Raw genomic sequence first — 25,881 nt, 5'->3', positions numbered from 1 at the left:
TTTTTATATTATTTGAAAATATCTCTTATCTCTGGTTTAACTTGTGTTGTTCCCGGAATAAAGTGGATACTTTCAGTGCCTGCTTCTGATGCTGTTTGATAGTACCAAATTTTCCATCTTAAAAAGGCCAAATTCATTTCTAAAACTTTAATTTTTTCTTCTAATTGCTCTTCGTGTGTTTTCATAAAATCTAAACGTTCATCAAGTGTTGAATCGCCCTCCATACACCAATCAATAAATTGAGCAATATCTTTTATGGGTATGCCTGATTTTTTTAAACAATCAATGACTTCAATATAGCCAAGATCGTCATCTGTAAATTCTCTTCGACCAGCTTTATTTCTTTTAGCAAAAGGGAGCAAACCTTCCTTATCATAATAACGTACAGCATCGTTAGAAACGTTTAATTTACGTGAAATATCGCCAATTGTATATTTTGTCATTCTTTCTCCTTGACATGGAGTTAACTCCATGTTGTATAATCAGTATATCAAAAAAATACTCTTAAGGAGAAATAAAATGTCTAAACCACTTATTGTTATAACAGGAGCAAGTTCAGGATTTGGTGCTGAAATTGCAAAATTATTTAATGCTGATGGATTCCCAATGTTGCTTTTAGGTCGTCGTACAGATAAAATCAAAGCCTTGCCCCTTGATTTTACGAATGTCCTTGTGGAATCTGTAGATGTCACGGACAAAACATCATTTGAAAATGCAATTACTAAAGCTGAAGAAAAATATGACAAAACTGATCTTCTAGTCAATAATGCAGGTGTCATGTTATTAGGAAATGTTCTTAATCAAAATCCAGCAGAATGGAAACAAATGATGGATACTAATGTTTTGGGTGTCCTTAATGGAATGCAAATTGTTCTTCCACAAATGGTTGAACGCCAAGGAGGAACAGTAATTAACATGTCTTCTCTTGCTGGTAAAAAAACTTTTACCAATCACGCCGCTTATGTCGCTTCAAAATTTGGTGTTCATGGTTTAAGTGAAACTATCAGAGAGGAAGTTTCTGGTAAAAATGTTCGAATTTCACTTGTTGCACCTGGTGCTGCCGAAACAGAATTATTGACACATGTTACTGACGAAAGTGCCCTAAATGATTATAATCTTTGGAAAGAATCAATGGGTGGTATAACACTTGCTCCTGAAAGAGTGGCGCAAACCGTGAAATTCATTTATGATATGCCTCAAACGGTCAACATCAGAGAAATTGATATTGCTGCAACCAATCAAAATGCTTAATATTTAATATCTTAGCTAAAAAAGATACTAGTTAATCGCTAGTATCTTTTTTAGCTATTTATTTCATATTTTATCTAGGAGATAAGCTCTGCCTCCAAAAACTTTTATTTAGAAAATATTTTCTTAAAAAAATTAGGTCCTTTAGATTCTTTGGTTGCTTCAATAATATCAGTTGCCATAAGTTCTGGTCTTATGTGATAACGATTGTAAAGTTCTTCTTTTGGAACAGCATCAATAAACTCAGTATCTGCACCATATACAAGTGTTTTTATCCCTTTACTTGCCAAATAGGTCGCCACTTTTTGACCAAATCCCCCATCTTTAGTGCCATCTTCAATCGTAACAAAGAGTCCATGAGTTTCAGATAATTTGTCTAAAGCAGCTACATCCAAAAGATTTGCAAAGAATGGATTTACAACCGTTGGATTAAATCCTGATTTTTCAAGTTCTTATGCGACATTTTCAGCTTTCTCAAGCATTGCACCAAGTCCTAAGATTGCAACTTTTTCGCCAGACTTAACAACTTCATACTGAGGTTTACTAAAATCAGTAATTTTTGTTGGGCGATTTTCCAAAGTATGCTCTGGCAAGTGTATAAATACTGGATGTTCATGTTGATTATATGCCCAATTAAGCATTGCAAAAAGGTCTTCTTCACTTGTTGCTGCAAGGTCAATTACATTGGGAATATTTGATGTTTGACTATAAACAAAACTTCCTTGATGAGTATCGTTTGTTCCGCCAATTTGACTATTACTGATAATAACAATTGCTGGTTCTTTATTCAGTGCCAAATCATGGTTAAGTTGGTCATAAGCACGTTGTAAGAAAGTTGCATTTTGGAAAATAATAGCTCGAGTTCCTGCTGCTGCGATTGCTCCACCAAGTGTCACTGTATATTGTTCAGCAATTCCTCCATCAACATAATTTTTTGGATGATTCTTAGCAAATTGTGACAGGCCAAAGAACATTGGAATTGCGGCATTAATGGCGATAAGATTGTCACCTTTGGATAACTTTTCTTCCATAAAGTCAAGAAATACATTATTATAGCTGCGAACGATATTGGTTGAGCTATTGACTGGTTGACCTGTAGCAATATCAAAGGGTGCAAAGACTTGGTGCATTCCTTCTTTATTTTCAACTGCTGGTTTATAGCCATGTCCTTTCTCTGTGTGAATATGAAGAACAATTGGACGATTGATATCTTTTACTGATTCAAAAAGGGCAATCAAACTTTGGATATCATTTCCCTCCTCAAGGTAACGGTAATCAAGCCCAAATGATTTAAAAAGATTATTTGCTGAGGTTCCTTTACTTGCTCGCAGATCTGCAAGATGTTGATAGATTCCTCCATGATTTTCGGTGATGGCCATTTCATTATCATTTACAATAATAATAAGCTTCCCGTTAAGTGTACCTGCGCCATCAAGTCCCTCAAATGCAAGTCCTCCTGAGAGCGCGCCATCACCAATGATGGCTACAATATTTTCATTTTTTCCTTGCATATCTCGAGCCAAGGCGTATCCCATAGCTGTTGCAATAGATGTAGATGTATGACCTACTCGTATAAAGTCATGTTCATTTTCTTCAGGGTCTGTATAGCCTGTTGTTCCAGAAAATTTGTCTTTGTCAGTAAAAAATTCTTTACGTCCTGTTAAAACTTTATGCGGATAGCTTTGATGACTAACGTCCCATATTAATTTATCAACAGGTGAGTTAAAGACTTTATGTAAAGCAACAGTCATTTCTACCACACCAAGATTTAGTCCGAGATGGCCCCCTGGATATTGACTGACACGATTAAGAATTGCATCGCGTACATTTGTAGCAAGCTCTTCTAGTTCTAGCGCTGTAAGAGCCTTGATGTCTTTGGGGTCATTTACTTTGTCTAATACTGTCATAATTTTTTCTTCCTAGTTCTATTTAGATTATAAAGCTGCGAGTAAAATTTAATATTATTTAAGTTTAATAAGCTAATATAACATTAACGTTTACGTTTGTAAACGATAAAGAAATTATACTTTTTTATATTTTACTTGTCAAGAAATCTGTCATCTTTTTTAAAGAAAGTCTATAATATTATTTTGAGAAACGCATTGGATTGGACTAAAATAAAAAAAGACTAACGTAATTATTAGTCTTTTTCCTATTATCTTATAAATTGTCATCGATTTTTTCTAAGAGTCTCAAGAATTCAGCTTGTTCTTTCTCGGTCAAGGGTTCAATCAATTTCTTTTCAGATGCTTCAAATATTTGATTAATCTGATTAATAATTTTTAGCCCTTTGGGCAAAATATAGATATTTTTTTGACGTTCATTCTCTTTAGGAATTCGTCTTTCGATATATCCTTTTTTTTCCAAACCTTGGAGCATACTTGTTATACTTGCTCCTCGTCTATTAAATACTTCTGCTAAATCTTTTTGGATGAGACCTTTATCTTGATTTTCTGCAATATATGCGATTACTCTAGCTTGTTGATGATTCACTTCTAAATCTTTCATCATTTGACTAGAGGTCATCATTGATTTTTGTGAAATAGAACGAAATAAATTTGAATAGATTGTATTAGCCATTTGGAGGACTCCTCTTATTTGATTTGCTGTTTCTTATTTCTTAGTATAATGGTCTTTTATTCATTTGTCAATTTATAACAATTAGATATCTAACAGTTAGTTCTTGACATTTTCGTTTATTTGATTTATGATAATTCTTGTTAGTTAGAACTCTAACTATTTTTTGAAAAAGGAGAATCAAATGTCTGAAAATTTAACAAGAGAATGGATTAATTTCTCAGACCAAAAACTGTTTGATAAAAGTTATCTCTCAAAAACATATCACATTCCGGAAGAGTTCTTATCTTATGCAACAGATAAGGACGAGAGTGCTCGAATAGAGATTGACGATGAAACTAAAAGTCTACTCATTATTTTTGATATGCCATTTGAAGATCAAACAGATGTGGCTTATTATTCATCGGGACCTATGAGTTTTATTGTAGCAAAAGAGGTCATCATCACAAATGTAGCGGATAAAAAGATGGCAACAATCTTGAAAAATTCAAAACTGCTTCATCAGTTAAATCCAAAACATAAGACTTCTTTTGTCCTTCATTTCATGCTAGCTATTGCCAAAATTTATGTCGATAAAATTAGAATTCTCAATCGTAAAAGAATATTAATTGAACAAACTTTGGGTAAGGCACCGAAAAATGAAGACTTGATTAATTTGATGAAAATTGAGCGAAGTTTAATTTATTTCATTATGTCCTTGAAATCAAATTCTTTAGTCATTTCTAAAATTAAAAGTGGTAAATATTTAAAACTTTATGATGATGAAAAGGAACTTCTTGATGATTTAATGATTGAAGTTGACCAAGCTTTTGATATGTCTAATATTTCAAATAGGATTTTGAATGAGATGACTGATTCTTATGATTCAATCATTAATAATAATACAAATAGTGTCATGAAATTTTTGACCTCTTATTCAATTATTCTGACTATTCCTACCATCATTTTTAGTTTTTATGGTATGAATGTTCCTCTGCCCTTGACTAATCTCCCAAAAATATCTTGGGAAATCATTTGTTTACTAGCCCTTTTCTTGTCAGTTTTACTGACTCTCTTCTTCGTCAAAAAAGATTATTTTTCTAAACGATAGTTTTGGGTTGACAAAACAAAAAATAATTATTATGATATTCTAATAGTTAGATATCTAACTATTAGAATATCTATCATTTCGATTCAGAAAGAAAAACAATAAAAATGAGTAAAAAATCCAACTCTTATTATCTTAAGGAAGCGCCCATCAGAAAAGCAATTGCTCACTTATCAATCCCCATGATGATTGGCATTTCCGCAACAACAATCTATAACTTAATCAATGCCTACTTTATCGGCCTTGTCCATGACACAAATATGATGTCAACAATCACTCTAGGTTTAACAATAACCATTGTTTTTATGGCCATCGGAAACCTTTTTGGTGTCGGAGGCGGAACCTTTATTACTCGTCTGCTAGGTTCTGGCGATAAAGAAAAAGGAAAGAAAATCGCTGGTTATTCTTTTTATATGAGTTTAATCATTGGTTTGCTTATTGGGCTTGTTTCGCTTTTCTTTTTAAGTCCAATCGCTCATATTTTAGGAGCAGACGCCGCAACTCTTATTTATACTAAAGAATATGCTGGAGTTTTATTAGGTGGTGGTTTTAGTATGATTTTAAACTATGGACTGGAACAATTAGTTCGTGCAGAAGGTGCCTCAAAAGAATCAATGTATGGCATGTTCGTTGGGGTTGCGACTAGTATTGTCTTAGATGCCCTCTTTATCCTAGTTTTAAATCTTCATGTCATTGGGGCTGGACTTTCAATGGTGATTGCAAATCTAGCTTCTACAGCTTATTATGTCTGGTTTTTAGAAAATAAAAGTGAATCGCTTAAAGGATTTTTAAAACATTTTAAAATCAGTTTAAAAGACCAATTTGAAATCTATAAAATTGGGATTGCAGAAGTTTTCAAATCAGTATTTATGATTGTCACAACACTTTTGTTAAATCACTTTTCTGTTCAATATGGTGATAATGTTCTTGCTAGCTTTGGGATTGCCCTTAGAATCACTCAACTGCCTGAATTTTTGACTATGGGACTCTTTTTAGGGGCCATTCCACTCTTTGCCTATAGTTTTGCTTCAAACAATACTCAACGATTAAAAGAAGCACTTAAAGAGTTAACTCTTTGGATTGGCGGAATTTCTATTCTCTTTGCTTTAATTGTCTATCTTTTTAGAGTTCCTGTCATGCAACTCTTTACTGATGATAGTGCAGTAATCAAAGTGGGCTTAATCGTACTAGCCGCACAACTGGTTTCATCTGTCTTCAATGGTTTTTCGGGATTATTTACTGGAATTTTTGAAGCTTCTGATCTAGGTGCACAAACTGGGGTAATGTCTACTATCCAAGGGATTCTTTATATCCCAATCGTCATTATCTTACATCATTTTTACGGATTAACTGGCCTCATCTGGTCAATGACCCTAACAGAAGGAATTGCCTTTGTAGCAGGGCTCATCATGCTTATCCCTTATTTATTAAAATTAAACAATGGTAAACTTATGGAAAATCAACCTGAATTAGCCGTTGCTGAATAATATATTAAAAACGAGGAAATTTAAGGCCTCGTTTTTTTACATATTATTTTCCAGTCCAGACGAATTTATCATAATTTAAGCCTGATAAAGCTTCAATTGTTTGTTTTGTTTTGAGGTCAGCTGACTCTTTAGCATTTTTTACTGCCACTTCTCCCCCAATCGAATCAGCCTTTTGTAGACGTGAAATTTCTTCAACCAAAATAGCATGTGTTTTTGAATTAAGTTTAAAAGTAAAAGCATTCCATAAAGCAATCAGCATCAAGCCTCCAACTAAAAACGTCATCAGCATAGCAATTCCAAAGCCTGCACTTTGAATCTGATGTTCTAATGTAGAACTTGTTACCAAATGGTGAAAAGCTTGTCTGGTCGTCACATGGTGCACTTGTACATAATTTGACATTTTATCTGCCACATTAGAAACATGTTGGTTATAACCAGCAGCTCCCATAACCGCTCCAATGACAACATTAAAGACAATATTAGTGAATTTACGTACAAAAGTCATAGCTCCAGCAAAAACTCCTGCCCGCTGTTCTTTATGAATGATCATATCAATATCAGGAATTAAAGGAAAGACGACCCAAGGAAGGCCCCCAATGATGTTACGACCCACAGTGAAAACACAAGTTGTAAAAATGATGAGTCCCGTAATCTGAGCTTCTGATAAACTTCCTCTTGTGAAATAAACAATACCATAAGTGATACATGATAAAATACCAATGCCAAAACCAATTAGGTAAAGCAGGCGTGGTCCAATTTTGGGGTGATTAAAAAGCCATGCTCCAAATGGTGTATATGCAATTGTCATAATCAATAAGGGTGTCGCTAAAATAAGAGCTGCTTGCGCTGGATCAAGTGTTAGAGTTGGCAAAAACGAAATCGTCGCAAAGATAACAAAAATAGCTGTAAAAGAATCAATAATCCCAAAAGTAGAGAAATAAAGAACTAGATGTTTACGAAAAGTTTTAATCCTTAAGGTTAAAAGTAAATTAGCAATATTTTCCAAGAATAACCTAGCAGGAGTTTTAGCTCGTTTTCTTTCTTCATCTAAATGCCGCAACATAAGTTCTGTCTTTTCTTTAGAAATCAGAATAGGGTCCCAAGAAGAAAAGTAAACAAAGAGTGTAAATATAATTCCAATCACACCCCAAACACAAGCTGTTGCAAATAAGGCCCAGGCGGAAGTTTGCATTCCATGTTCAGCAGGTAAAAGTTTCATAAAGAGAGTCGGGACAAAAGCTATTAAGGGTTGGGCTAAACCTGAAGCCCACATTCTGATTGACCCCATTTTATTACGTTGTGTATAGGTAGAGGTAATTTCTGCAGGGATAGCTTCCCAAGGAATGAGAACTAAATCCAAACAAAAATCAAAAAGTATAAATGACACAAGATAATAAAGCCAAGAAAGGCCACCTGCCATTGGAATCCACATCGCTGCAAAAGCAACCGATGTTGGAATTGCAAAAATTAAAAAGAAGCGTCTACGCCCATATTTTCGGCCGAGTGCAAAGTGATAAAAATTATCTGAAATAACAGCAACGGCAGGAGCCCAGAACATATCTATAACGAGTCGAGCTGAAATTAAAAGTGCAGCTAATCCAGGATTAACCCCACCAAAAGAGGTCAGAAAATATAAGAGCCACGAACCAATAAGGCCACCAGTTCCTCCATTAAACATATCCCATGAACCAATTCCTAAAGCTCGATGAAACCCAATTATTCCTTCTGCTTTGTTTGTTTTGAAACTAAAAAATTCCCTAAAAAATTTATTTTTTCATTGCCAACCATAACTTTCTCCAAATTTAAATATATTTCTTGAAAGTAAAAAGTTACAAGTATATTAGGTTGCAAATTAAAGACTTTTTACTCTTAAATATTGCAAAACATAGTTACACCTAATTAATTTCAAGCAAATCAAGTATAACGCTTTCAAAGCGATAAAATTGATTAATATTACGTAATCTTTTAGGAAATAATGCTATTGAACAATGAGTGCTAGTTTTAAAATTTATTATTAAAATAAAAAAACTGATAACAGATACTGTTATCAGTTTTTTATTCTATTGCCACTCAACAGTTGCTGGTGGTTTGCTCGTAATATCGTAGACGATACGGTTGACGTGGTCCACTTCATTAACGATACGTTTTGAGATTTTTTGGAGAAGATCCCAAGGAAGTTGGGCAAAGTCAGCTGTCATTCCATCGATTGAAGTGATGGCACGAATAGCTAGTGTATAGTCATATGTTCGTTGGTCTCCCATGACACCGACTGATTTCACGTCTGTATTTACTGTGAAATATTGCCAAACATCACGTTCAAGGCCTGCAGCAGCAATTTCTTCACGAAGAATTGCATCTGATTCACGAACAGTTTCTAGTTTTTCTTCTGTTAAATCACCAAGGACACGAATGGCAAGTCCTGGTCCAGGGAAAGGTTGACGCCAAACGATTTCATCAGGCATTCCAAGTTGTGTTCCAAGCGCACGAACTTCATCTTTAAAGAGTGTGTTCAATGGTTCAATCAATTGGAATTGCATATCTTCAGGAAGTCCACCAACGTTATGGTGTGATTTGATTGTTTGAGCTGTATCTGTTCCTGATTCAATGACGTCGGTGTAGAGTGTTCCTTGGGCAAGGAAGTCAACACCTTCTAATTTGTTTGCTTCATCATCAAAAACATAAACAAATTCGTTACCGATAATTTTACGTTTTGTTTCTGGGTCTGAAAGGCCAACAAGTTTGTCCATGAAACGTTTTTGAGCATCTACTTTAATGATATTAAGACCGAATTTTCCGCCCAATGTCTCCATGACTTGGTCAGCTTCGCCTTTACGAAGGAAACCGTGGTCAACAAAGATTGATGTCAATTGGTCACCGATGGCACGTTGTAAAAGTACACCTACAACTGATGAATCAACACCACCTGAAAGGCCAAGAAGAACTTTTTTATCGCCAACTTTTTCACGAATATCTTTGATTTGCATATCAATGAAGTTTTCCATTGACCAGTTCCCTTTTGCTCCACAAATGTTAAGCGCAAAGTTTCTGAGCATTTCTGTCCCGTGAACTGAATGACGAACTTCTGGGTGGAATTGGATACCGTACAAGTTGCGTTCTGTATTTTCAACAGCAGCAAATGGACTGTTTGGTGAAGTTCCGACAACGTGGAAACCTTCAGGAATAGCTGTTACACGGTCACCGTGGCTCATCAAAACATCTTGAACTTCGGGAGTTCCTGCAAACAATGCTGATTTTTCAGTAAGTTGAAGTGGGGCAACACCGTATTCGCGTTCGCCTGCTGCTTCTACCATACCGCCAAGCTTGTAGCTCATCAATTGCATTCCGTAGCAAATACCAAGAACTGGCAAACCAAGTTCAAAGATTTCAGGATCAATATCGAATGACCCTTCATCATAAACTGAATTTGGACCGCCTGAAAGAATAATACCGATTGGATTAATCTCACGAATTTCTTTGGCTGTAACTTTGTGACTCATGAGTTCTGAGAAAACACCGATTTCTCGGATACGACGCGCAATAAGTTGATTGTATTGTGAACCATAGTCGAGTACAATGATTTTTTCAAGTGTAGTGTCGGACAAGGGACCCTCCTCTAATAAGGTGCAAAAGTCCGAATTCCTGTTGGAAAGTTCGAACTTTTGTTCAATTATTTTATTAGATTTATTCTATCATAATTTATTGTTTTTTGCAGAGATATTTGTGAATAAATAAAATAAATTTTAGAAAAATCGTATGATAGTGATTACATTTATTTTTACTGACGAAAACGAAAAATTACTGACAGAGCTGTCAGTAATTTTTTTCATCTAAATCTTTTGCCAAAGCAAAATTTCCAATCGTTGCTGAACCATTATTTGCGACTGACGGAGTCATAATATAATCTGTCAGTAAATAGGGAACGTGGACATAACCTGCCATTAATTTTGTGAATTCCTTGCGCACGCGCTCAATCATGTGCGTTTGGGTCATAACGCCACCACCAAAAACAATTTTCTCAGGTGCAAGTGCTAAGGTTGTATTAACGGCGATTTGTGCAATGTAAAATGCTTGAATATCCCAAACCTTGCTGTCAGCTGGAATATCTTCTCCACGAATTCCTAAGCGGGCTTCAAGGGAAGGACCGGCTGCCACTCCTTCTAGACAATCACCATGAAATGGACAAACGCCTGCAAAATTAAGATCGTCTGGATGACGCTTCACATATTGATGACCCATTTCTGCATGAGAAAATCCTCCAATAAATTTCCCATCTTGTACGGCTCCTCCACCAATTCCTGTTCCAATTGTGAAGTAAACCAATGATTTTCCGCCAGTCACAATCATCTCACCGTAAGCCGAGCTATTGACATCGGTAGTGAAAACCATCGGAATATCAAGTGCGGCTTTGAGTTTTCCTAATAAATCAACATTTGCCCAACCAGCTTTTGGCGTGGTTGTTATATAGCCATAAGTTGCACTTTCAGGCTTGATGTCAATAGGCCCAAAAGAACCAACTGCCAATGATTTAACAGGATTTTCTTTAAAAAATTCAATGGTTCTAGTAATTGTTTCTTCGGGACTAGTCGTTGGAATTTGATTTGTTTTTAAAATGTTAAACTGCTCATCACCAATCGCAAGTACAAATTTTGTTCCGCCTGCTTCGATTGAGCCATAATGATTTGTCATAATTTTTTCCTATAATTTGTTACTTTTTATGTTCTATTTCGTATAGTATTAGTGAAGGAATTTTCTGTCAGTAAAAAATATTACTGATAGAAAACTTCTAGCCTATTTGTCAGTCTTATTTGCGTAAGTTTGTGAAAAATCTACCGCTGCACCAATTAAGTTGGCAGAATTTCTGAATTCACAAGTTACAATTTCTGGCATAAAAGTCGCTACTTCAATAATTTCCATGATTTTTTGAAGTTGTTTTTGTAGTTCTGGAATTAACCATTCAGCTTGGGAAACCCCTCCGCCAATAATCACTAATTCTGGATCAAAAGAATAAGTCAGATTAAAAATCCCTTTTGCGACATTGTATAGAAAAATTTCTTTTTCTTCATTAGCTATTTCATCACCATTAAAGGCTTTTTCAAAAATTTCGATGGCATCAAGAGTTTCACCTGTGCGTTTATTATAGCGCTCAGCCATTCTAATCGTTGTTCCTAATGTTGAAAAAGAATGTTCATCATCCATGAGCATAAAGCCAAATTCACCACCAAAAAGATGTTTCCCATGATGAACTTTCCCATTCATAACTACAGAACCGCCAACACCTGTTCCAAGCACAAGAAGCAAAACATCTGACAAACCTTTTGCCGCACCAAATTTCACTTCGGCAAGCGCTGCACAATTGGCATCATTTTCGATAGAAACAGGTAAACCAAATCGTTTTTCTAGTTCAGCATGAATATCAAAATCATGAATATAAGGGAGAGCACTTGCTCCTTCAATGACACCAGTCGCTTTATTTACTGCTCCTGGAGAACTAATAGCGACACCACAAACATCAGAATTTTCCTTAAATTGTTCAACGACTGCTGCCAATGATTGATAAAATTGATCCAGATTATCAGGAGTTCCGAAAGCACCTTCTTCTCCTAATTTTCCGTCAGCAAATCTTGCATATTTAATGCTTGTTCCACCAATATCTATTGTTAATAATGACATATTTCTCCTCCAAATTTTCTTATATTTTAACAGAAATCATTGATTGTATTTTTCTAAAATCGAATCTGGAACTTGTAAAAGTGATGTGTCTGTTAAATTTTTATACCAATAAGCTGATTTTTTTAAAGTTTTCACTTGAGTATGGATATTCAAACTAATCAAACCATAACGATTTTTGTATGAATTACGCCAACTCCAACAATCAATTGGTGTCCAAACATGGTAACCAAAACAATTGGAGCCTTCTTGAATCGCTTTATGGAGCCAAAAAAGATGTTCTGTTGTAAAAATAATTCGATAATCATCTTGGATTTGTCCATCAGCATTTTTGAAACGTTCTTCATTTTCTACGCCCATCCCATTTTCAGAAATAAACCAAGGAATATTTCCATAATCTTCTTGAATTCGCTTGGCAATTTCGTAAATGGTTTGTGGATGTATCTCCCAACCTCTGTCAGCATTCATCCGCACCCCACGTTTATTGAACGATGCGTAATATTTGTCGGGACGCCAATCTTGAGCCAAACTATCACTAGAATATTCAGGTTCTTGTACTCGACTCGGATGGTAGTAATTTACTCCCAAAAGGTCCACTTTGTTTTCCTTAATCCGTTTCAAATCTTCTGCTTCCGACTGCCACAAGACATTTTCTTCTTGTAAAAGGCTGACTAATTCTTCTGGAAATTCTCCCTTTATTGATGCATCTAAAAAGAGGCGATTTTGCCAAAGGTCTGCCATTTCTGCTGCTTTTAAATCTTCTATTTTTTCAGTTGCTGGATAGGACGGAGTTAAATTTAAAATGATTCCAATTCGTCCTTCAGGATTTTTATTAATTTTTCGGTATTGTTCAATCGCAAGAGATGAGGCGAGTTGCAAATGATAAGCCACTTGAACAGCTTTTTTTCCATCAACAATATCAGGATAATGGAAACCTAATAGATAAGCACACTCAACGACAACCATTGGCTCATTAAAAGTAAACCAATCACTCACTCGGTCGCTGAATTCAGCAAAACATTTTGCTGCAAAACCTGCATATAAATCAACAACATGACGACTTTCCCAGCCTCTATATGTTTTTAAAAGTTCAACTGGTAAATCGAAATGATTTAAATTAATCATCGGACGAATCCCTTGCGCTATAAATTCATTAATTACAGCGTTATAGAAATCAACCGCTTTTTCATTTACCGTATTCTTTTCTAAATCATCTATCAAACGCGACCATTGAATACTTGTCCTTATTGATTTTAGACCAGCAGCTTTCATTAATTTTATGTCTTCTCGAAAGTCATTGAAAAAATTACTGGCTGTATCAGGTCCAATTCCGCCCCAAAAACGTTCTTGATAATGGTCAAAATCATAATCAAAAACATTGTCATGCTGCTTTTTAAAACGTCCTTCAGTTTGTGGGCCACTCGTTGCTGCTCCCCACAAAAAATTTTCTTGGAATTTTAATTCCATTTTCCACCCCTCTCAGTAACTCTTCTTTTTTACTCTGCTAACTGTTCTTCGACTTTCAAACGCCAAGTTTTTGTCACACTTAAAGAATAAACTTGTAAAAGGCCAATCAAACCAAAGAGAATCATGCCTTTAAATTGCCAAGTCAAAACAAAGATAAGGACAATCCCAAATAAAAGTTTTAGATAGGTTTTAAAACTAATAAAATTTGAAATAAAGCTCATTTTTAATAAGTTTCCAAAACTAATTTCAAATTGACTATCAAAAATCATTGTATATTCAAAAGCGGTCATAAGATAAGTTAAACCAAAGAATAGAATGAAATCAATCACCAAGAAAAGTAAACCTTGGATTTGTACTGAAAGATATAAATTATAAGCGAGTAAAAGACTCAAAGACGTATAGAGCCAAAAAATGATATTTGCTCTTAAAAAGTCTCGCTTGAAAATTTGATAAGCCTGTTTCACTGAGATTGACTTATAGTCAAAACCATGTTCCAAATACAACTCTGTTACCACTTTAAAGGCAGGACCAAGTCCTAAAACAAACAGCCCTGTTAGCGATAAGAGCCAAAATATCAAGGTCAATTTAACAACGACCCAAATTCGAATAAAGAATTCTTCTAGTGCTTTTCCAATCATTTTTCTATAACTTTCTAACTTTTATTACTTCATTATAACACTTTCCCAATGAAATGTTAGGGTTTTCATGATAGCCTTTTCTTTGCTTTTATGGCAAACTTTTACAGCCCTTTGTCAGCTATTTTTTTGTCCTAATACTTGTATTTCATATAAACGAACAGCGGTATCTGCTCCTTGTGTTGGTTTAGTGGCTGTAATTCTAACGTAACGCGCTTCTGTCTGTTTGAAAGAATCTTTGGTTTCTCCCAATTTATTTTTCTTAACGTTGACAACTTCTGTCCAATTTTGATTATCCTTTGAAATCTCAATGGTGTAATCAGAAGTATTCATGTCAGGTGATTCTCCTCCTTTTTGAGCATGGTCAATCAGGACTTGATTGATTTTTTCTGATTTTCCAAGGTCAATTATAATATTGTGTTTACCTGGGCCAACGGCACACCATTTGGTATTTAATTTTCCATCAACTGCTTTTGGTCCTGATTCAGATTCATTAGTGAAACTGTCTACTTGAACGGATTGATTTAATGCAAAAATTGTTAATTCTACTGGTTGATCAATTACAGTAATCAGCTCAGTTTGAGTGACTGAATCTTCTTGTCCTTTTTCATTGATGGCCGTTAATTTGACGGAATAACTCCCTGCTTTATCAAAACTTACTTGAGGATTCTTTTCTGTAGAAGTAGCGGGACTTGCACCGTCAATTTCCCATTTATATTTGACGGAAGCTAGATTAGATTGATTCATTAAAGTTACTTTTTCACCAATCGTAACTAGGGTTTTATCTGCTACAAATGCCGCTTTAGCTAATGAATTATCTGGCCATTTCACAGAGGTCGTAACTGAATGTCCAGATTCTCCAGCCTTATTAATTGGGACAATTTCAAATTTTGTTGAATTGATATTTTTGCCGCGTTTTAAGGCATTAACAAAGAAGGCATTGATATTGCTTGCTCCTAAAAATTCTTTATTTCCATCATCATTCAACTGATAGATTTCATAAGTAGAAAGATTATTTTTAGTTGCATCTGATTTCCAAGAAAGTCTAAAACCGCCTACTGTTCCTTCTTCTTCAAAAGCTTCATCAGTTACTTTTGCATCCGAAAGTGCGATTGGAGCGACTTTTTGACCATTGGTCAAAGTCATTTCTCCTAGATTAATGCCTTTAAAATCCATTGCTTGATCAGATTTTATGCTTAAACCGATTTTTTTGATTGTTTGACCTTCAAATTTCTTAACATCAAAACTTATTTCTGACCAATTCTCAGTCAGGCTTTTATCTCCTGCAATGCTAACTTTTTGACCATTTGCTAGTTCTAAGATTGCAGAAACTTTAAGCGCTTGGTCTGAGCGCATACTAACAGAGAATTTTGCTCCCTTATCAATTTTCAAATCACTAGCAAACAATGTGATGTTTGAGCTTTTCCCTGCATCTAAATGTTCAGCCATAAATTTCAGTGAATTTCCACCGTTATAAGCATTTGCAAAGTCGAAGCTTGGACTTATTTTATTTTTTCCTTCGTTGTCAATAATCCAGCGGTAAGATGGTAAAATACCTGCTAAACTGCGGTCGTTCCAATCCATTTCTGAGATTTTTTGACCAGCTTTAAAATAGTTATAACCATTTCCTAAATTAAAATTAGTATTAAATTCATTACCGCTTATTGCTGATTTTTCCAGAACATATTTGGAAAGTCCTGTCCATGATTCATTAACAGAGTGATCAACTTGACGAGGGTCTGCTTTTTGATTGGCCCAGAATGCTGATTCACGATTTTGAAAATCATCCCAATTACTTGCGTTAGTATAGGTAGCGCTTGCTGCATAGAGTCCAATTGATGTTTGAGTGGCTTGATTTCCTTTTTCTAAAAGGTTCCATTTAACTGGAGTTTGGACGTCTTTCGCTTGCACATCTATTCCGGCATAAATATTATAAGGGTCAATATTGTGATTTTTAGCATAGAGATTCGATTTTTCAAGTAATTTTTGGTCGGCCAAATTATTTTGAGTCCACCAGAAATTTAAAAACATCGCGTCTGCTGCTTTATCTTGTACAAATGTCGCATTTTGGTCATTTAACTGATTTTGCCAATCTACTTTTCCATCTTTAGTCATGGCATCATTCCACATGATTTGAAGACTAGAATCTTCTTTTTTCACCTGTTGAATCAAGGCTTTCATGTTAGCTGCATCATCAGCATTTAGCCCTTGGGTTTCTTCATTGATAAACCATCCCTCAAATCCATAAGTCTTGGCAACCTTAACCATTTGACTGGCAAATGGATATTGTCCTTGCTCATCTTTTTTGAGCATTGTTTTGACCCAATCTACTTTTCCACCGTATTCTTTAGGCGGTAAGAAAATTGTTCCAAGTACCGGAACACCATTGCTGTGTGCTTCATCAATAACATCTGCTGATGGAGTTACAATTATTCCTTCACCAGATGAGCCACCCCAATAAACCAGTGTGTCAATGTATTGCCAATAATCAAAAGTATAGCTCTCAAATTTTGTCGTGCCTCGTGAAGGATTCCCAGAAGTTTGTGAGTTCATCATCGACAAGGCGACAATTTTTGTCTTTTTGTTCTGATTTTGATTGGATGGACTTAGTTTATCAGGAGAAATTCTTTTGGTAAGTGGCACTCGGGATTGATTGTAAATTAAATCTTTGTCATTTTGTGCCGACCATTCTAGAAATTTATCAGGCATCCAATAAGATGAAATGGGAGCATTCTTACTTTGATAATCTGGAATTGCTTCTGCTGTCACTTTATAATTAGCTTTCACATGTTTTGCTGAAGTTCCAAAACAAGCTGTCAGTAAAGTTGCAGATGCCAAAATTCCTGTAGAAAGGCATATTCTAATAAAAAATTTTTTCGATTTTTTCATAAAATCCTCCAATAAAATTTATTAATCAAGATTTTTTATTTCTAAAGCAAAAGCTTGCCAAGGTTGAATTTCTATGTCTGTCAGTAAATCTGGAAAGCTGTCATTACTGATGATTTCATTTTTTTTGACAAAAGAACTTTCAAAACGTTGGACTAAATTTGATAAATTGGCGACCACCAGAAAAGTTCTTGTTGTCGTTTTTCTCAAGTATGCAAAGATTTCGTCAGCACTTTCAAGTAATTCAAAATCTGCTTCTATCAGCCAATTTTCTTGGTGACGAAGTTTGATTAACTTTTGATAAGTATAAAATACAGAGTTAGAATCACTGACAGCTTGGTCAGCATTTATTATCTTAGTATTAGGATTGATAGAAAGCCAAGGTTTCCCTTTTGTAAAACCAGCTTTCTCATCACTGGTCCATTGCATTGGCGTCCTAGCATTATCACGACTCATTTCTCGCAAAACTTTGATAATTTCTTCTTCTGACTGTCCTTCTTTTTTTCTGTCAGTAAAATATTCATGTGATTCTACGTCATTTATTGCTGACAGATTTTCAAAAGGAAAATTGGTCATTCCTAATTCTTCGCCTTGATAAATAAAAGGAGTGCCACGCATCAAATGAAAGAGAATTGCAAAAGCTTTGGCTGATTTTTCTCTATATGTCCCCCCATCTCCCCAAAAAGAGACAATGCGTGGCAAATCATGATTGCCTAGAAAAAGAGAATTCCATGCTTCATTTGGCGTCAATTTCTGCCAAGCGGTCATTGCTTCTTTTAGCTTTGGAACATTTAAGGGGAGCTTTTTCCATTTGTCCCCGTTTCCTGCTGATGTCAATAGATGCCAGAAACCAAAAACCATTGAAAGTTCATGACGATTGGGGCCACTATATAACTTTGCTAATTCTGGTGAACTTGACCAAGCTTCACCAACAGTGAGATAGTCCTTTTTACCAAAAGTTGCTAAATTCATCTCTTTTAGGTAATCATGCAGTTTTGGACCATTAACCGTGATTTCTTGTTCTGGTTTTTTTCCAATCAAATCAATGACATCTAATCTAAAACCAAAAATTCCCTTAGCCAACCAAAAATTCATCATCTTATGAATTTCCTTACGCACTTCTTCATTTTCCCAATTCAAGTCAGGCTGCTGTGGACTAAAAAGATGAAAATAATATTGTTGAGTGCTTGAGTCATAAGTCCAATTTTTAATTTCTCCAATCGGTTGATCCCGCCAAATATAAAAATCTCTTCTCGAATTATTTTTAGATTTTTTGGATTCTTTAAACCACAAATGTTGGTCAGAAGTATGATTGACAACCAAGTCCATAATGACACAAATATTAAGTTGCTTTGCTTTTTCTATGAGCGCTTCAAAATCAGCCATTGTTCCAAAAAGTGGGTCAATTTTATAGTAATCACTAATGTCATAACCATTATCAACCATCGGGGATTGATAAATCGGAGATAGCCAAATACCATCCACTCCTAGTTTTTCAAGATAAGTTAATTTCTCTATTATTCCATTGATGTCACCAATTCCGTCATCATTTGAATCCTTAAATGACCGGGGATAAATTTGATAAATGACTGCTTTTTTCCACCAATTATTCATCATTTCCTCCATAAATTTTCATAAATACCGGAAGTACCTTGCTAAGATCGTCTAAAATTTCACTGACAGACTTAGCTGCAGCATTGTCAGCCCAAATCGAAAAGTAAGTTCCTCTGACAGCTTTCATCTCTTCTTGATTTAAATATTGCTGACCAGAAAATTTTTGAATTTTTCCTTCCCTTTCCAGTTTTTCAGCCGTTGGATAAGAATAGCCTGCTTCTTCACCTAAAACATAATAAAGGTCATTATCACAAAAATTTATTAAGGTATAACCCTTAGTTAACCATTCTTTGACTTCTGCCATCCCTTTGTCCCAGTTTGTCCAATAACAAATCTCCACATTTTTATTCAAAGTAACCAATGACTGAAGGTCTTTTCGTAAAAATCCATCATTCCAAATACGAACTTGTTTTCCTTTTTTCTGCAAATGCTCGGTCAATTGATTAACATAGTCATAATAAAACTCTAAACCACTTGCCTTATTTCCATATTTTTCCCGAGTTTTCTCCACTAAATAAGGATATTTTTCAATTTGCCGAAAATCAATAAATTCATCAGCCCCGATATGAAAAGTATCTGAATCTGGGAAAATATCGACTATCTTATCAATTATTCCGATAATCCAATCAATGACTGCTGGATTAGTAACATCTACCGCTTGTTGATTGCTGTCAGGTAGTGCAAATTCAGGATTTTGCTCTAACAAGGAGCCCATGTGACCTGGACTATCAAAATCAGGAATCAAAGTGATTTCGTGTGTTTTTGCAAATTCTTTCAATTCTTTGAGCATATTTTCTGAATATTTTTTACTGACAGGGCTGTCAGTAAAATTTAGCGCAAATCCTTCATTTTCATTGAGATGAAGTTGTAAATGAGTCAGCTTATGCTCTTGAAGTAAAAGAACTAATCTTTTTAACTCTGCTATTGACCAATATTTTCGTCCAATATCAACTAATAATCCTTTTTCCATAATAATTCCAATAAAATAAGACCTCCAAACTAGTTTCAAAATGAATTTAGAAAGGAGATCTTGGATTTGTTTACCTCTTATTTATTTTTTAGATAAGTATCATATTGACTTTGCATTTCTTTTTGAACTTTATCATAACCTGCTTTTTTCAATTCAGCTTTGAGTTTTGGTAAAGTTTGAACTGGGTCAACAGATCCTGTGTTCAATTGATCCAAATATTGACTCATGACATTTGATAAGTTTGAAATTTCAGATTTCACTTTTGATTGGTCAAAAGTAAAGCCAAGCAATGGTGAAACTTTTGCATCTTTAATTGATTGGTCACGTTTAGTAATCATTTCATTGGTAACCGCATCAGTTGTATAAAGAATGGCATTATTTCCTGTATTCCAAGCAGCCATATGTTTTACACCTTCACTGTATGAAGGAAGTAATTTAATTTTCTTATCACCAGTTTTTTCCCATTGTTGTCCTTCAACACCATAAACTAAACCATTTAAAAGTTCAGCGTCACTATTGATGATTCCAAGTGCTTTAACCGCTTCTTCTTTATGTTTAGAGGTATTTGAAACAACGAAGTTAGCCATACGAGCTTGGTCAGTTGTAATCAATGGATTAGTTACTGCTTTAGATACAAGTGTTTGTCCTGCTGCTTGAGTCAAAATAGTATCGCCGTAATCGTAAGGACCTTGTGTTTCGACACGAGCGAACCAGTTATTTGAATTCAAGTCAAATGCAGTATTTGAAGTAGCTGCATCGGCCGGAATTAAACCTTTAGTATAGTAATCATGCATTTTCTTCAAATTATCAATATAGGCAGGAATGTCATAAACATTTTGGATTTTTTTACCATCCCCTGTTGTATCTACAGCAAATGGCAAACCATTTCCAAGGACATAGTCAACATTACCTGGTGTTTTGAAACCTTGACCAATGGCAAAAGCTGCAACATTAGGATCTTTTTTATGGAATTCTTCAATCACTTTTTCAGCAGAGGCAAATGAATCAACGCCGTCAATTGATAAATTATATTTATCCAAATATTGCTTGTTAAAAGTAATCACTTGTTGAGCATAAATATTACCATTTACAGGATATCCATAAAGTTTTCCATTTATTTTATTTCCCTCAATATAAGCAGGATTAAGTTCATTATAAGCTGTCTTGGCATATTTAGGGGCTAAATCAGTTAAATCAGCAAAGGCACCTTTAGCGGCATTTGTTGCATAATCTTGGGCAAAAGCAATGTCATAAGCTTCACCAGATGAAACGATGACGTTCATTTTTTGAGCGTAATCTCCCCAACCAATGTAGCTAATGTCCAATTTCACACCAGCTTTTTTCTCAAGAATTTTATTAGCGTTAGCCATCAATTCTTTGTAATTGTCTGGCTTATCACCAATCTGGTACATGTGTAAAGTTGTTTTACCAGAACTACTTTTTTACTTCGCAGATGAACCACAAGCCACAAGTGTAAAGGCTGCAAGCACTGATACGGTACCGAGTGCAACTTTTTGATAATTTTTCATTAGAGTATGCTCCTTTAGGGTTTCCCCAATTTTTTTAACTTTATTAATGTTTGCGCTTTCTTTAAGCGCCTAAATTTACTCTGCTAAATAAGCAGAGTCTTCTTATTCTTTAACGCCACCAATGGTTAAACCTTTGACAAAATAACGTTGGAAGAATGGATAACTAATTGCAATTGGTAAAGTTGAAATGATAACAATTGCCATACGTGCTGATTCACCAGGGAGAGCCGCTAAACCTCCTGCAATCTGTGAGCCTGCTCCTGCATTTTGTGTTAAGAATTGTAAGTTGTTTTGAACTTTCATCAGCAAATATTGCAATGGAATCAATTTATCATTTGAGATATAAAGAAGAGCATTAAACCAGTCATTCCAATAACCTAAGGCCGCAAAGAGGGAAATGGTTGCAATCCCAGGTACTGCTAAAGGAAGAACAATTTGAGTGAAAATTCTAAGTTCACTTGCTCCGTCAATTCGGGCAGATTCAATAATTGAATCTGGAACTGAACGTTTAAAGAAAGTTCTCATAACAATGATGTTAAATGGCGAGACAGCCATTGGCAAAATCAAAGCCCAAATTGTATCTTTCAATTGTAGAAGATTAGTCATTACCAAGTAATTCGCAATCATCCCAGGTGAGAATAACATTGTGATTAAACAAAAGATAGTGAAGAATCGACGGAAAGGAAAGTTATTTCTAGAAATCGCATAAGCATAAAGTGAAGTTGCTGTAGAATTAATTGCAGTCCCTAGAACCGTAACAAGTACTGTGACAAACAATGATTGCAACATTTTATCTTTCATTTGGTCAAATAAGAATGTATAAGCATAAAAGCTCCATTCTCGTGGCCAAAAGCTATAACCGAATTGTTGCAAAGCCGATTCTTTTGTCAGCGAAATGGCTAAGACAAAGAGGAAAGGTAAGACACAAGAGATTGCAAAAAGTGCAATGACGATATTAAAAACAAAGTTAACTGGACGATTAAATCCTCGAACAGATAATGAGGCTATTTTTTTCTTTTTCATATATTATTAGCTTTCAAGTTTGATAAAAGGCTTGACCTACTAGCTTCCTCCTTTCTTAGAATAATGCTGAATCACTATCAAGTCTACGGGCAAAGAAGTTTGTAATCATTAGAAGAATAAATCCTACTACCGATTGATAAAGCGCTGCTGCCGTTGCCATTCCTAAGTCACCAGTGTTAGCCAATCCATTATAGATATAGGTATCAAGGACTTGCGTTACTGGTGTCAAAGCACCTGATTGTCGTGGAACATTATAGAAAAGACCAAAGTCAGCACGGAAAATATTTCCAACGGCTAAGATTGTCAAAATCGTCATCAGTGGAACAACTTGAGGAATGGTAATATTTTTAATCTGTTGCCATTTTGTTGCTCCATCGACCATTGCTGCTTCATAGTAGGTTGGGTTAATTCCCATTACTGTTGCAAAGTAGATAATCGAATTATAACCAATTCCCTTCCAAACACCAATGAAGAGGATGATGAAGACCCAATATTTTGGTTCTTGATACCAATTGACTGGCATCCCACCATTATGCATAATCATTTGGTTGAAAATCCCTTTGTTTCCTGGTGCCAAGAACGCATAAACAAAGTAAGAAATAACAACCCATGAAAGGAAATAAGGAAGAAGTGACATCGTTTGATACACTTTTACCAACTTTTTATTTCTTAATTCACTCATGATAATTGCAAACGCAATAGAAATAATCAAGTTCAGTGTAATAAACCCAACATTATAAAGAATCGTATTTCTTGTGATATCAAAAGCAGCACCGGAAGAAAAGAGGAATTCAAAGTTTTTAAATCCTACCCAAGGACTATTGGTCAAACTGGCCAAAAATCCATCTGGGTCGATATGAAAATCTTTAAAAGCCACCACATTTGCAAATACTGGAATATAAAAGAAGAATATCATCCAAATTGCACCTGGCAGAGCCATAATTATCAGTGCTTTATAGCGCCAAATATTCCGAAAAAATTTTTTCATTGATTTTTCTCCTTAATCAACAAAGTCCGGATTTCGTGAGCTGCAATTTGTGTTTGTGAGTCTGCTTCAATTTCATCTTCGAGTAAATTAAGTAATTTCGCTTCTTCTTCGAGCGCTAAACTTAATGACTGACCAGACATATTGTAGCCTCGTAAAACTAGACCATTATCTGATTCGCGACGTTTCAATGCCGTGATAGCAAATTTATCAGTATCAATTTCTAATATTTTCCCAGCTGACGGTAAAGTTTTTTCTGCTGACGGATTTGTCAGTTCTACCGTTGAAAATGGAACTTGTGCAACATAAGCATGTTGATAAGTTTCATAACGTTCGTAAGCCGGTCCATGAAATTCTAAACTATAGTTAAAAGTATGACGTCCTAAAGTTTGAGCCTCTGGTGTTGGGAAGTAACCCCAATCACCAAGTTCGCCAACTCCTCTAAGTAAAGTTAATGCAATATTTGCACTGTCAGTAATTTCGTATTCATTTAAACCAAAATTACCAACAGTTAAACCATATTCTTCATTATGAAGATTAACGAAAGCTTGCTGATGCTGTGGATTTGTTGGGTTTTCCCAAGTTTCAGGCATAACATTAGGTCTTGTCACTACTTCATAAATACTGTCAGCTTCGTGATTTTCGCTTGTTAATCCCGCTGGGAATAGTACACGAAGTCTGTGATCTTTCATTTGATTATCAATGCTTGTTTCAAAATCAACTTTTTTTGAATTTTTACGTACAGTGATTTTGCTTGTTACCTCTAAAGGCAAAAGTTTATCAGAACGACCAGCATTACGATAACGGAATTCCAAAACCTTTTTTTGTTCCTCATCCAATAATTCGTCAGCAGATTCAGGAATCATCAGCACTTGTTTAAGCTGAACTTCCGCAATTTCTGCTCTGTCAGTAATAATTGAAAACTCAACAGGGCTGTCAGTAGAAAGAATTGGTTTGGTATTTTTAGGTTGGAAATAGATATATTCATTTCCAATATCACCAGTGTCTTCAAAGACAAGCAAGTCTTTAAAAACTTTATTGAGCGACTTATCAAAAATACTCAATGTTCCATTATGATTAACTGTCAATTTCAAACTTTCATTTTCAATAGTTTGACCAGAAATCATACTTTCATTATTATTGACAGAACTGTCAGCATCGTCAGTAAGTACCAAATCAAAACTTTCCCAAGAAAAAGCACTCATTTCATTTAAAAATAATCTCACTTTCACAAATCGTTTCATGTAAGGAACTCGGAAACGATCTTTCGGTAAATCATAATCAAATAAGACTTCTTCTTCACTGATTTCAGCTGGGACTTCTTGACCTTCACGATTGATTACTTTATAAGTTGCCTTGGGCTGTGCCTTTAGTTCATCATAAAGTTTTTCAGGAATTCCTTCTTTAAATAATTTACGCTCAAGAACTACTTCAACTTCAGCCTCACCTGTTTTAGAATGTCCAGCTGTATTAAAAACTACAAAAGGATGTTGGCCTTCAAAGTCAATCACTTTAGCGAGTTCAAATAATGCATCATCAGCAAGATATTTTCCTACTTCATTCGCTTTTTCAAAACGTGTCATCATTTCACGATGAACTTCGTCAACAGAGCAACCACAGATACTATCATGTGGATGATTTTGCATCAAAGTTTTCCAAGCATAAGTCAATTTGTCGTGCGGATACTCTCCTGTCACCCGATAAACTAAACTGGCGAGAGGTTCTGTAACATTTTCTAACTGACGCTCAACTTTTGTATTCCATTGTTTGAGATAAACTCGACTCGAAGCCGTATTTGCTAAAGTGTACCAGCCATCAGTTTCCTGTGAGGTTAGTTCCCCTGTTACCGTAGATAAGTTTTCAGGCAAATCTGACCTTACAGCTTCTAAATAAGTTGGCCAATTAGAATGAACAAACTCATAATCTGGGAAAAGTTCATTTGCCAAGCGAATCGCTTTGCTCAAATCTTTCTGAACTGGTTGATGATCCACGCCATTCATCATTAAGAGATATGATGTCGAAGCAAATTTTTCAACATCTGCTAATTTTTGATTCCAAAAGTCAAGTGCTGCTGCTTTTTCAGCAGGAATTTCATTTCCATTTGAATACCAATTGGCAAATAGAATTCCAAGAATTTTTGTCCCATCAGGACCTTCCCACCACATTTCTGAAAATTGCGAACTATAGGCTTCCTCTGATTGTTCCAAAACTTGATTATCAAACCCGATTGGCTTCACTCCTCGACCAAAAGCTGCAGCGCTAAGTCCTGCCGCTTTCATCATTTGTGGCGTTTGGCCCATATTCCCAAAAGTATCAGGGAAATACCCCAACTCAACTGGAGCCCCCCAACGCTCCGATTCTTTACGCCCAACAAGCATATTACGAACGTTTGATTCAGAACTAATGAGGAAATCATCTTGTAAGATATAAAATGGACCAATTTTCAATTTTCCAGCTGAAATTGCTGCTTGTACTTCCTCACGACGATCGGGACGTACTTGCAAATAGTCATCTAAAATAATCGTTTGTCCATCCAAATGAAAGCTATCAAACTCAGGATCTTCCTTGAATAAATCAAGTAAATCATCCACTAAATTGACTAAACGCATATGATGTTCTTCATAAGCCATATACCATTCTCGATCCCAATGACTGTGAGAGATGATATGTACCGTTTTCTTTTTCATAAAGCTCTATCTTTCTAAA

At 35.3% G+C, this 25,881-nt stretch carries 17 protein-coding genes and 2 pseudogenes; 3 read left to right on the top strand and 16 right to left on the bottom strand.

Annotation, left to right across the window (positions count from 1 at the left end; translation table 11 throughout):
• Positions 1-8: 8 nt before the first annotated feature.
• Positions 9-443: a MerR family transcriptional regulator gene (locus PYW37_RS04870; protein ID WP_012898088.1), complete on the bottom strand. Its 435-nt coding sequence runs from the start codon at positions 441-443 to the stop codon at positions 9-11.
• 76 nt (positions 444-519) lie between these two features.
• Here PYW37_RS04870 and PYW37_RS04865 point away from each other — a divergent pair, with 76 nt between their 5' ends.
• The gene (locus PYW37_RS04865) at positions 520-1,251 is read left to right on the top strand and encodes an SDR family oxidoreductase (RefSeq protein WP_023188785.1); all 732 of its coding nucleotides are present in this window, start codon (positions 520-522) and stop codon (positions 1,249-1,251) included.
• 104 nt (positions 1,252-1,355) lie between these two features.
• Here the strand turns inward: PYW37_RS04865 and PYW37_RS04860 are convergent.
• Together PYW37_RS04860 and PYW37_RS04855 are read right to left on the bottom strand one after the other, a co-directional pair.
• A pseudogene (locus PYW37_RS04860) lies at positions 1,356-3,155 on the bottom strand (1-deoxy-D-xylulose-5-phosphate synthase).
• A 253-nt stretch (positions 3,156-3,408) separates the two neighbouring features.
• Complete coding sequence (locus tag PYW37_RS04855; RefSeq protein ID WP_003130113.1) at positions 3,409-3,828, bottom strand: MarR family winged helix-turn-helix transcriptional regulator; 420 nt, start codon at positions 3,826-3,828, stop codon at positions 3,409-3,411.
• Between the two features lie 181 nt (positions 3,829-4,009).
• Here PYW37_RS04855 and PYW37_RS04850 point away from each other — a divergent pair, with 181 nt between their 5' ends.
• Together PYW37_RS04850 and PYW37_RS04845 are read left to right on the top strand one after the other, a co-directional pair.
• On the top strand, positions 4,010-4,915 hold the full coding sequence (locus PYW37_RS04850) for a magnesium transporter CorA family protein (protein WP_025016707.1): 906 nt from the start codon (positions 4,010-4,012) through the stop codon (positions 4,913-4,915).
• 104 nt (positions 4,916-5,019) lie between these two features.
• A complete protein-coding gene (locus PYW37_RS04845) occupies positions 5,020-6,399 on the top strand; it encodes an MATE family efflux transporter (RefSeq protein ID WP_044009694.1) in 1,380 nt (459 codons plus the stop codon).
• Positions 6,400-6,442: 43 nt separating this feature from the next.
• Here PYW37_RS04845 and PYW37_RS04840 read toward each other — a convergent pair whose 3' ends face one another.
• From PYW37_RS04840 to PYW37_RS04780, 13 genes and pseudogenes are all read right to left on the bottom strand, one after another.
• Positions 6,443-8,077 carry an MFS transporter gene (locus PYW37_RS04840; RefSeq protein WP_232238900.1) on the bottom strand — a complete coding sequence of 545 codons (1,635 nt, stop codon included), beginning with the start codon at positions 8,075-8,077 and terminating at the stop codon, positions 6,443-6,445.
• A gap of 382 nt (positions 8,078-8,459) precedes the next feature.
• Positions 8,460-10,001, bottom strand: coding sequence for a glutamine-hydrolyzing GMP synthase (guaA, locus tag PYW37_RS04835; RefSeq protein ID WP_017864699.1), 1,542 nt, complete (start codon positions 9,999-10,001; stop codon positions 8,460-8,462).
• A 208-nt stretch (positions 10,002-10,209) separates the two neighbouring features.
• A complete protein-coding gene (scrK, locus tag PYW37_RS04830; protein WP_003130103.1) occupies positions 10,210-11,085 on the bottom strand; it encodes a fructokinase ScrK in 876 nt (291 codons plus the stop codon).
• Positions 11,086-11,187: 102 nt separating this feature from the next.
• A complete protein-coding gene (locus PYW37_RS04825; RefSeq protein WP_023188780.1) occupies positions 11,188-12,069 on the bottom strand; it encodes an ROK family protein in 882 nt (293 codons plus the stop codon).
• Positions 12,070-12,105: 36 nt separating this feature from the next.
• On the bottom strand, positions 12,106-13,533 hold the full coding sequence (locus PYW37_RS04820; RefSeq protein ID WP_025016705.1) for a glycoside hydrolase family 1 protein: 1,428 nt from the start codon (positions 13,531-13,533) through the stop codon (positions 12,106-12,108).
• A 29-nt stretch (positions 13,534-13,562) separates the two neighbouring features.
• On the bottom strand, positions 13,563-14,171 hold the full coding sequence (locus PYW37_RS04815) for a YesL family protein (RefSeq protein WP_023188778.1): 609 nt from the start codon (positions 14,169-14,171) through the stop codon (positions 13,563-13,565).
• A 114-nt stretch (positions 14,172-14,285) separates the two neighbouring features.
• Positions 14,286-17,057 (bottom strand): endo-beta-N-acetylglucosaminidase, encoded by a 2,772-nt coding sequence (locus tag PYW37_RS04810; RefSeq protein ID WP_025016704.1) that lies wholly within the window; start codon positions 17,055-17,057, stop codon positions 14,286-14,288.
• A 21-nt stretch (positions 17,058-17,078) separates the two neighbouring features.
• Positions 17,079-18,671, bottom strand: a complete 1,593-nt coding sequence (locus tag PYW37_RS04805; protein ID WP_032943319.1) for a glycoside hydrolase family 13 protein — start codon at positions 18,669-18,671, stop codon at positions 17,079-17,081.
• A complete protein-coding gene (locus PYW37_RS04800; protein ID WP_044009695.1) occupies positions 18,661-19,638 on the bottom strand; it encodes a beta-N-acetylhexosaminidase in 978 nt (325 codons plus the stop codon). The genes PYW37_RS04805 and PYW37_RS04800 overlap by 11 nt, the downstream gene beginning before the upstream one ends.
• A gap of 77 nt (positions 19,639-19,715) precedes the next feature.
• A pseudogene (locus tag PYW37_RS04795) lies at positions 19,716-21,167 on the bottom strand (ABC transporter substrate-binding protein).
• Positions 21,168-21,269: 102 nt separating this feature from the next.
• Complete coding sequence (locus PYW37_RS04790; protein ID WP_003130090.1) at positions 21,270-22,190, bottom strand: carbohydrate ABC transporter permease; 921 nt, start codon at positions 22,188-22,190, stop codon at positions 21,270-21,272.
• A gap of 55 nt (positions 22,191-22,245) precedes the next feature.
• Positions 22,246-23,178 (bottom strand): ABC transporter permease, encoded by a 933-nt coding sequence (locus PYW37_RS04785; protein WP_023188772.1) that lies wholly within the window; start codon positions 23,176-23,178, stop codon positions 22,246-22,248.
• On the bottom strand, positions 23,175-25,862 hold the full coding sequence (locus tag PYW37_RS04780) for an alpha-mannosidase (RefSeq protein WP_044009696.1): 2,688 nt from the start codon (positions 25,860-25,862) through the stop codon (positions 23,175-23,177). Before PYW37_RS04780 ends, PYW37_RS04785 begins: the two co-directional genes overlap by 4 nt.
• Positions 25,863-25,881: the final 19 nt, after the last annotated feature.

The sequence above is a fragment of the Lactococcus lactis genome (assembly GCF_029023865.1).
In the GTDB taxonomy this organism is placed as follows: domain Bacteria; phylum Bacillota; class Bacilli; order Lactobacillales; family Streptococcaceae; genus Lactococcus; species Lactococcus lactis.
Note: the sequence above shows the minus strand (reverse complement) of the source record. Positions and strands in the feature narration are given on the sequence as shown.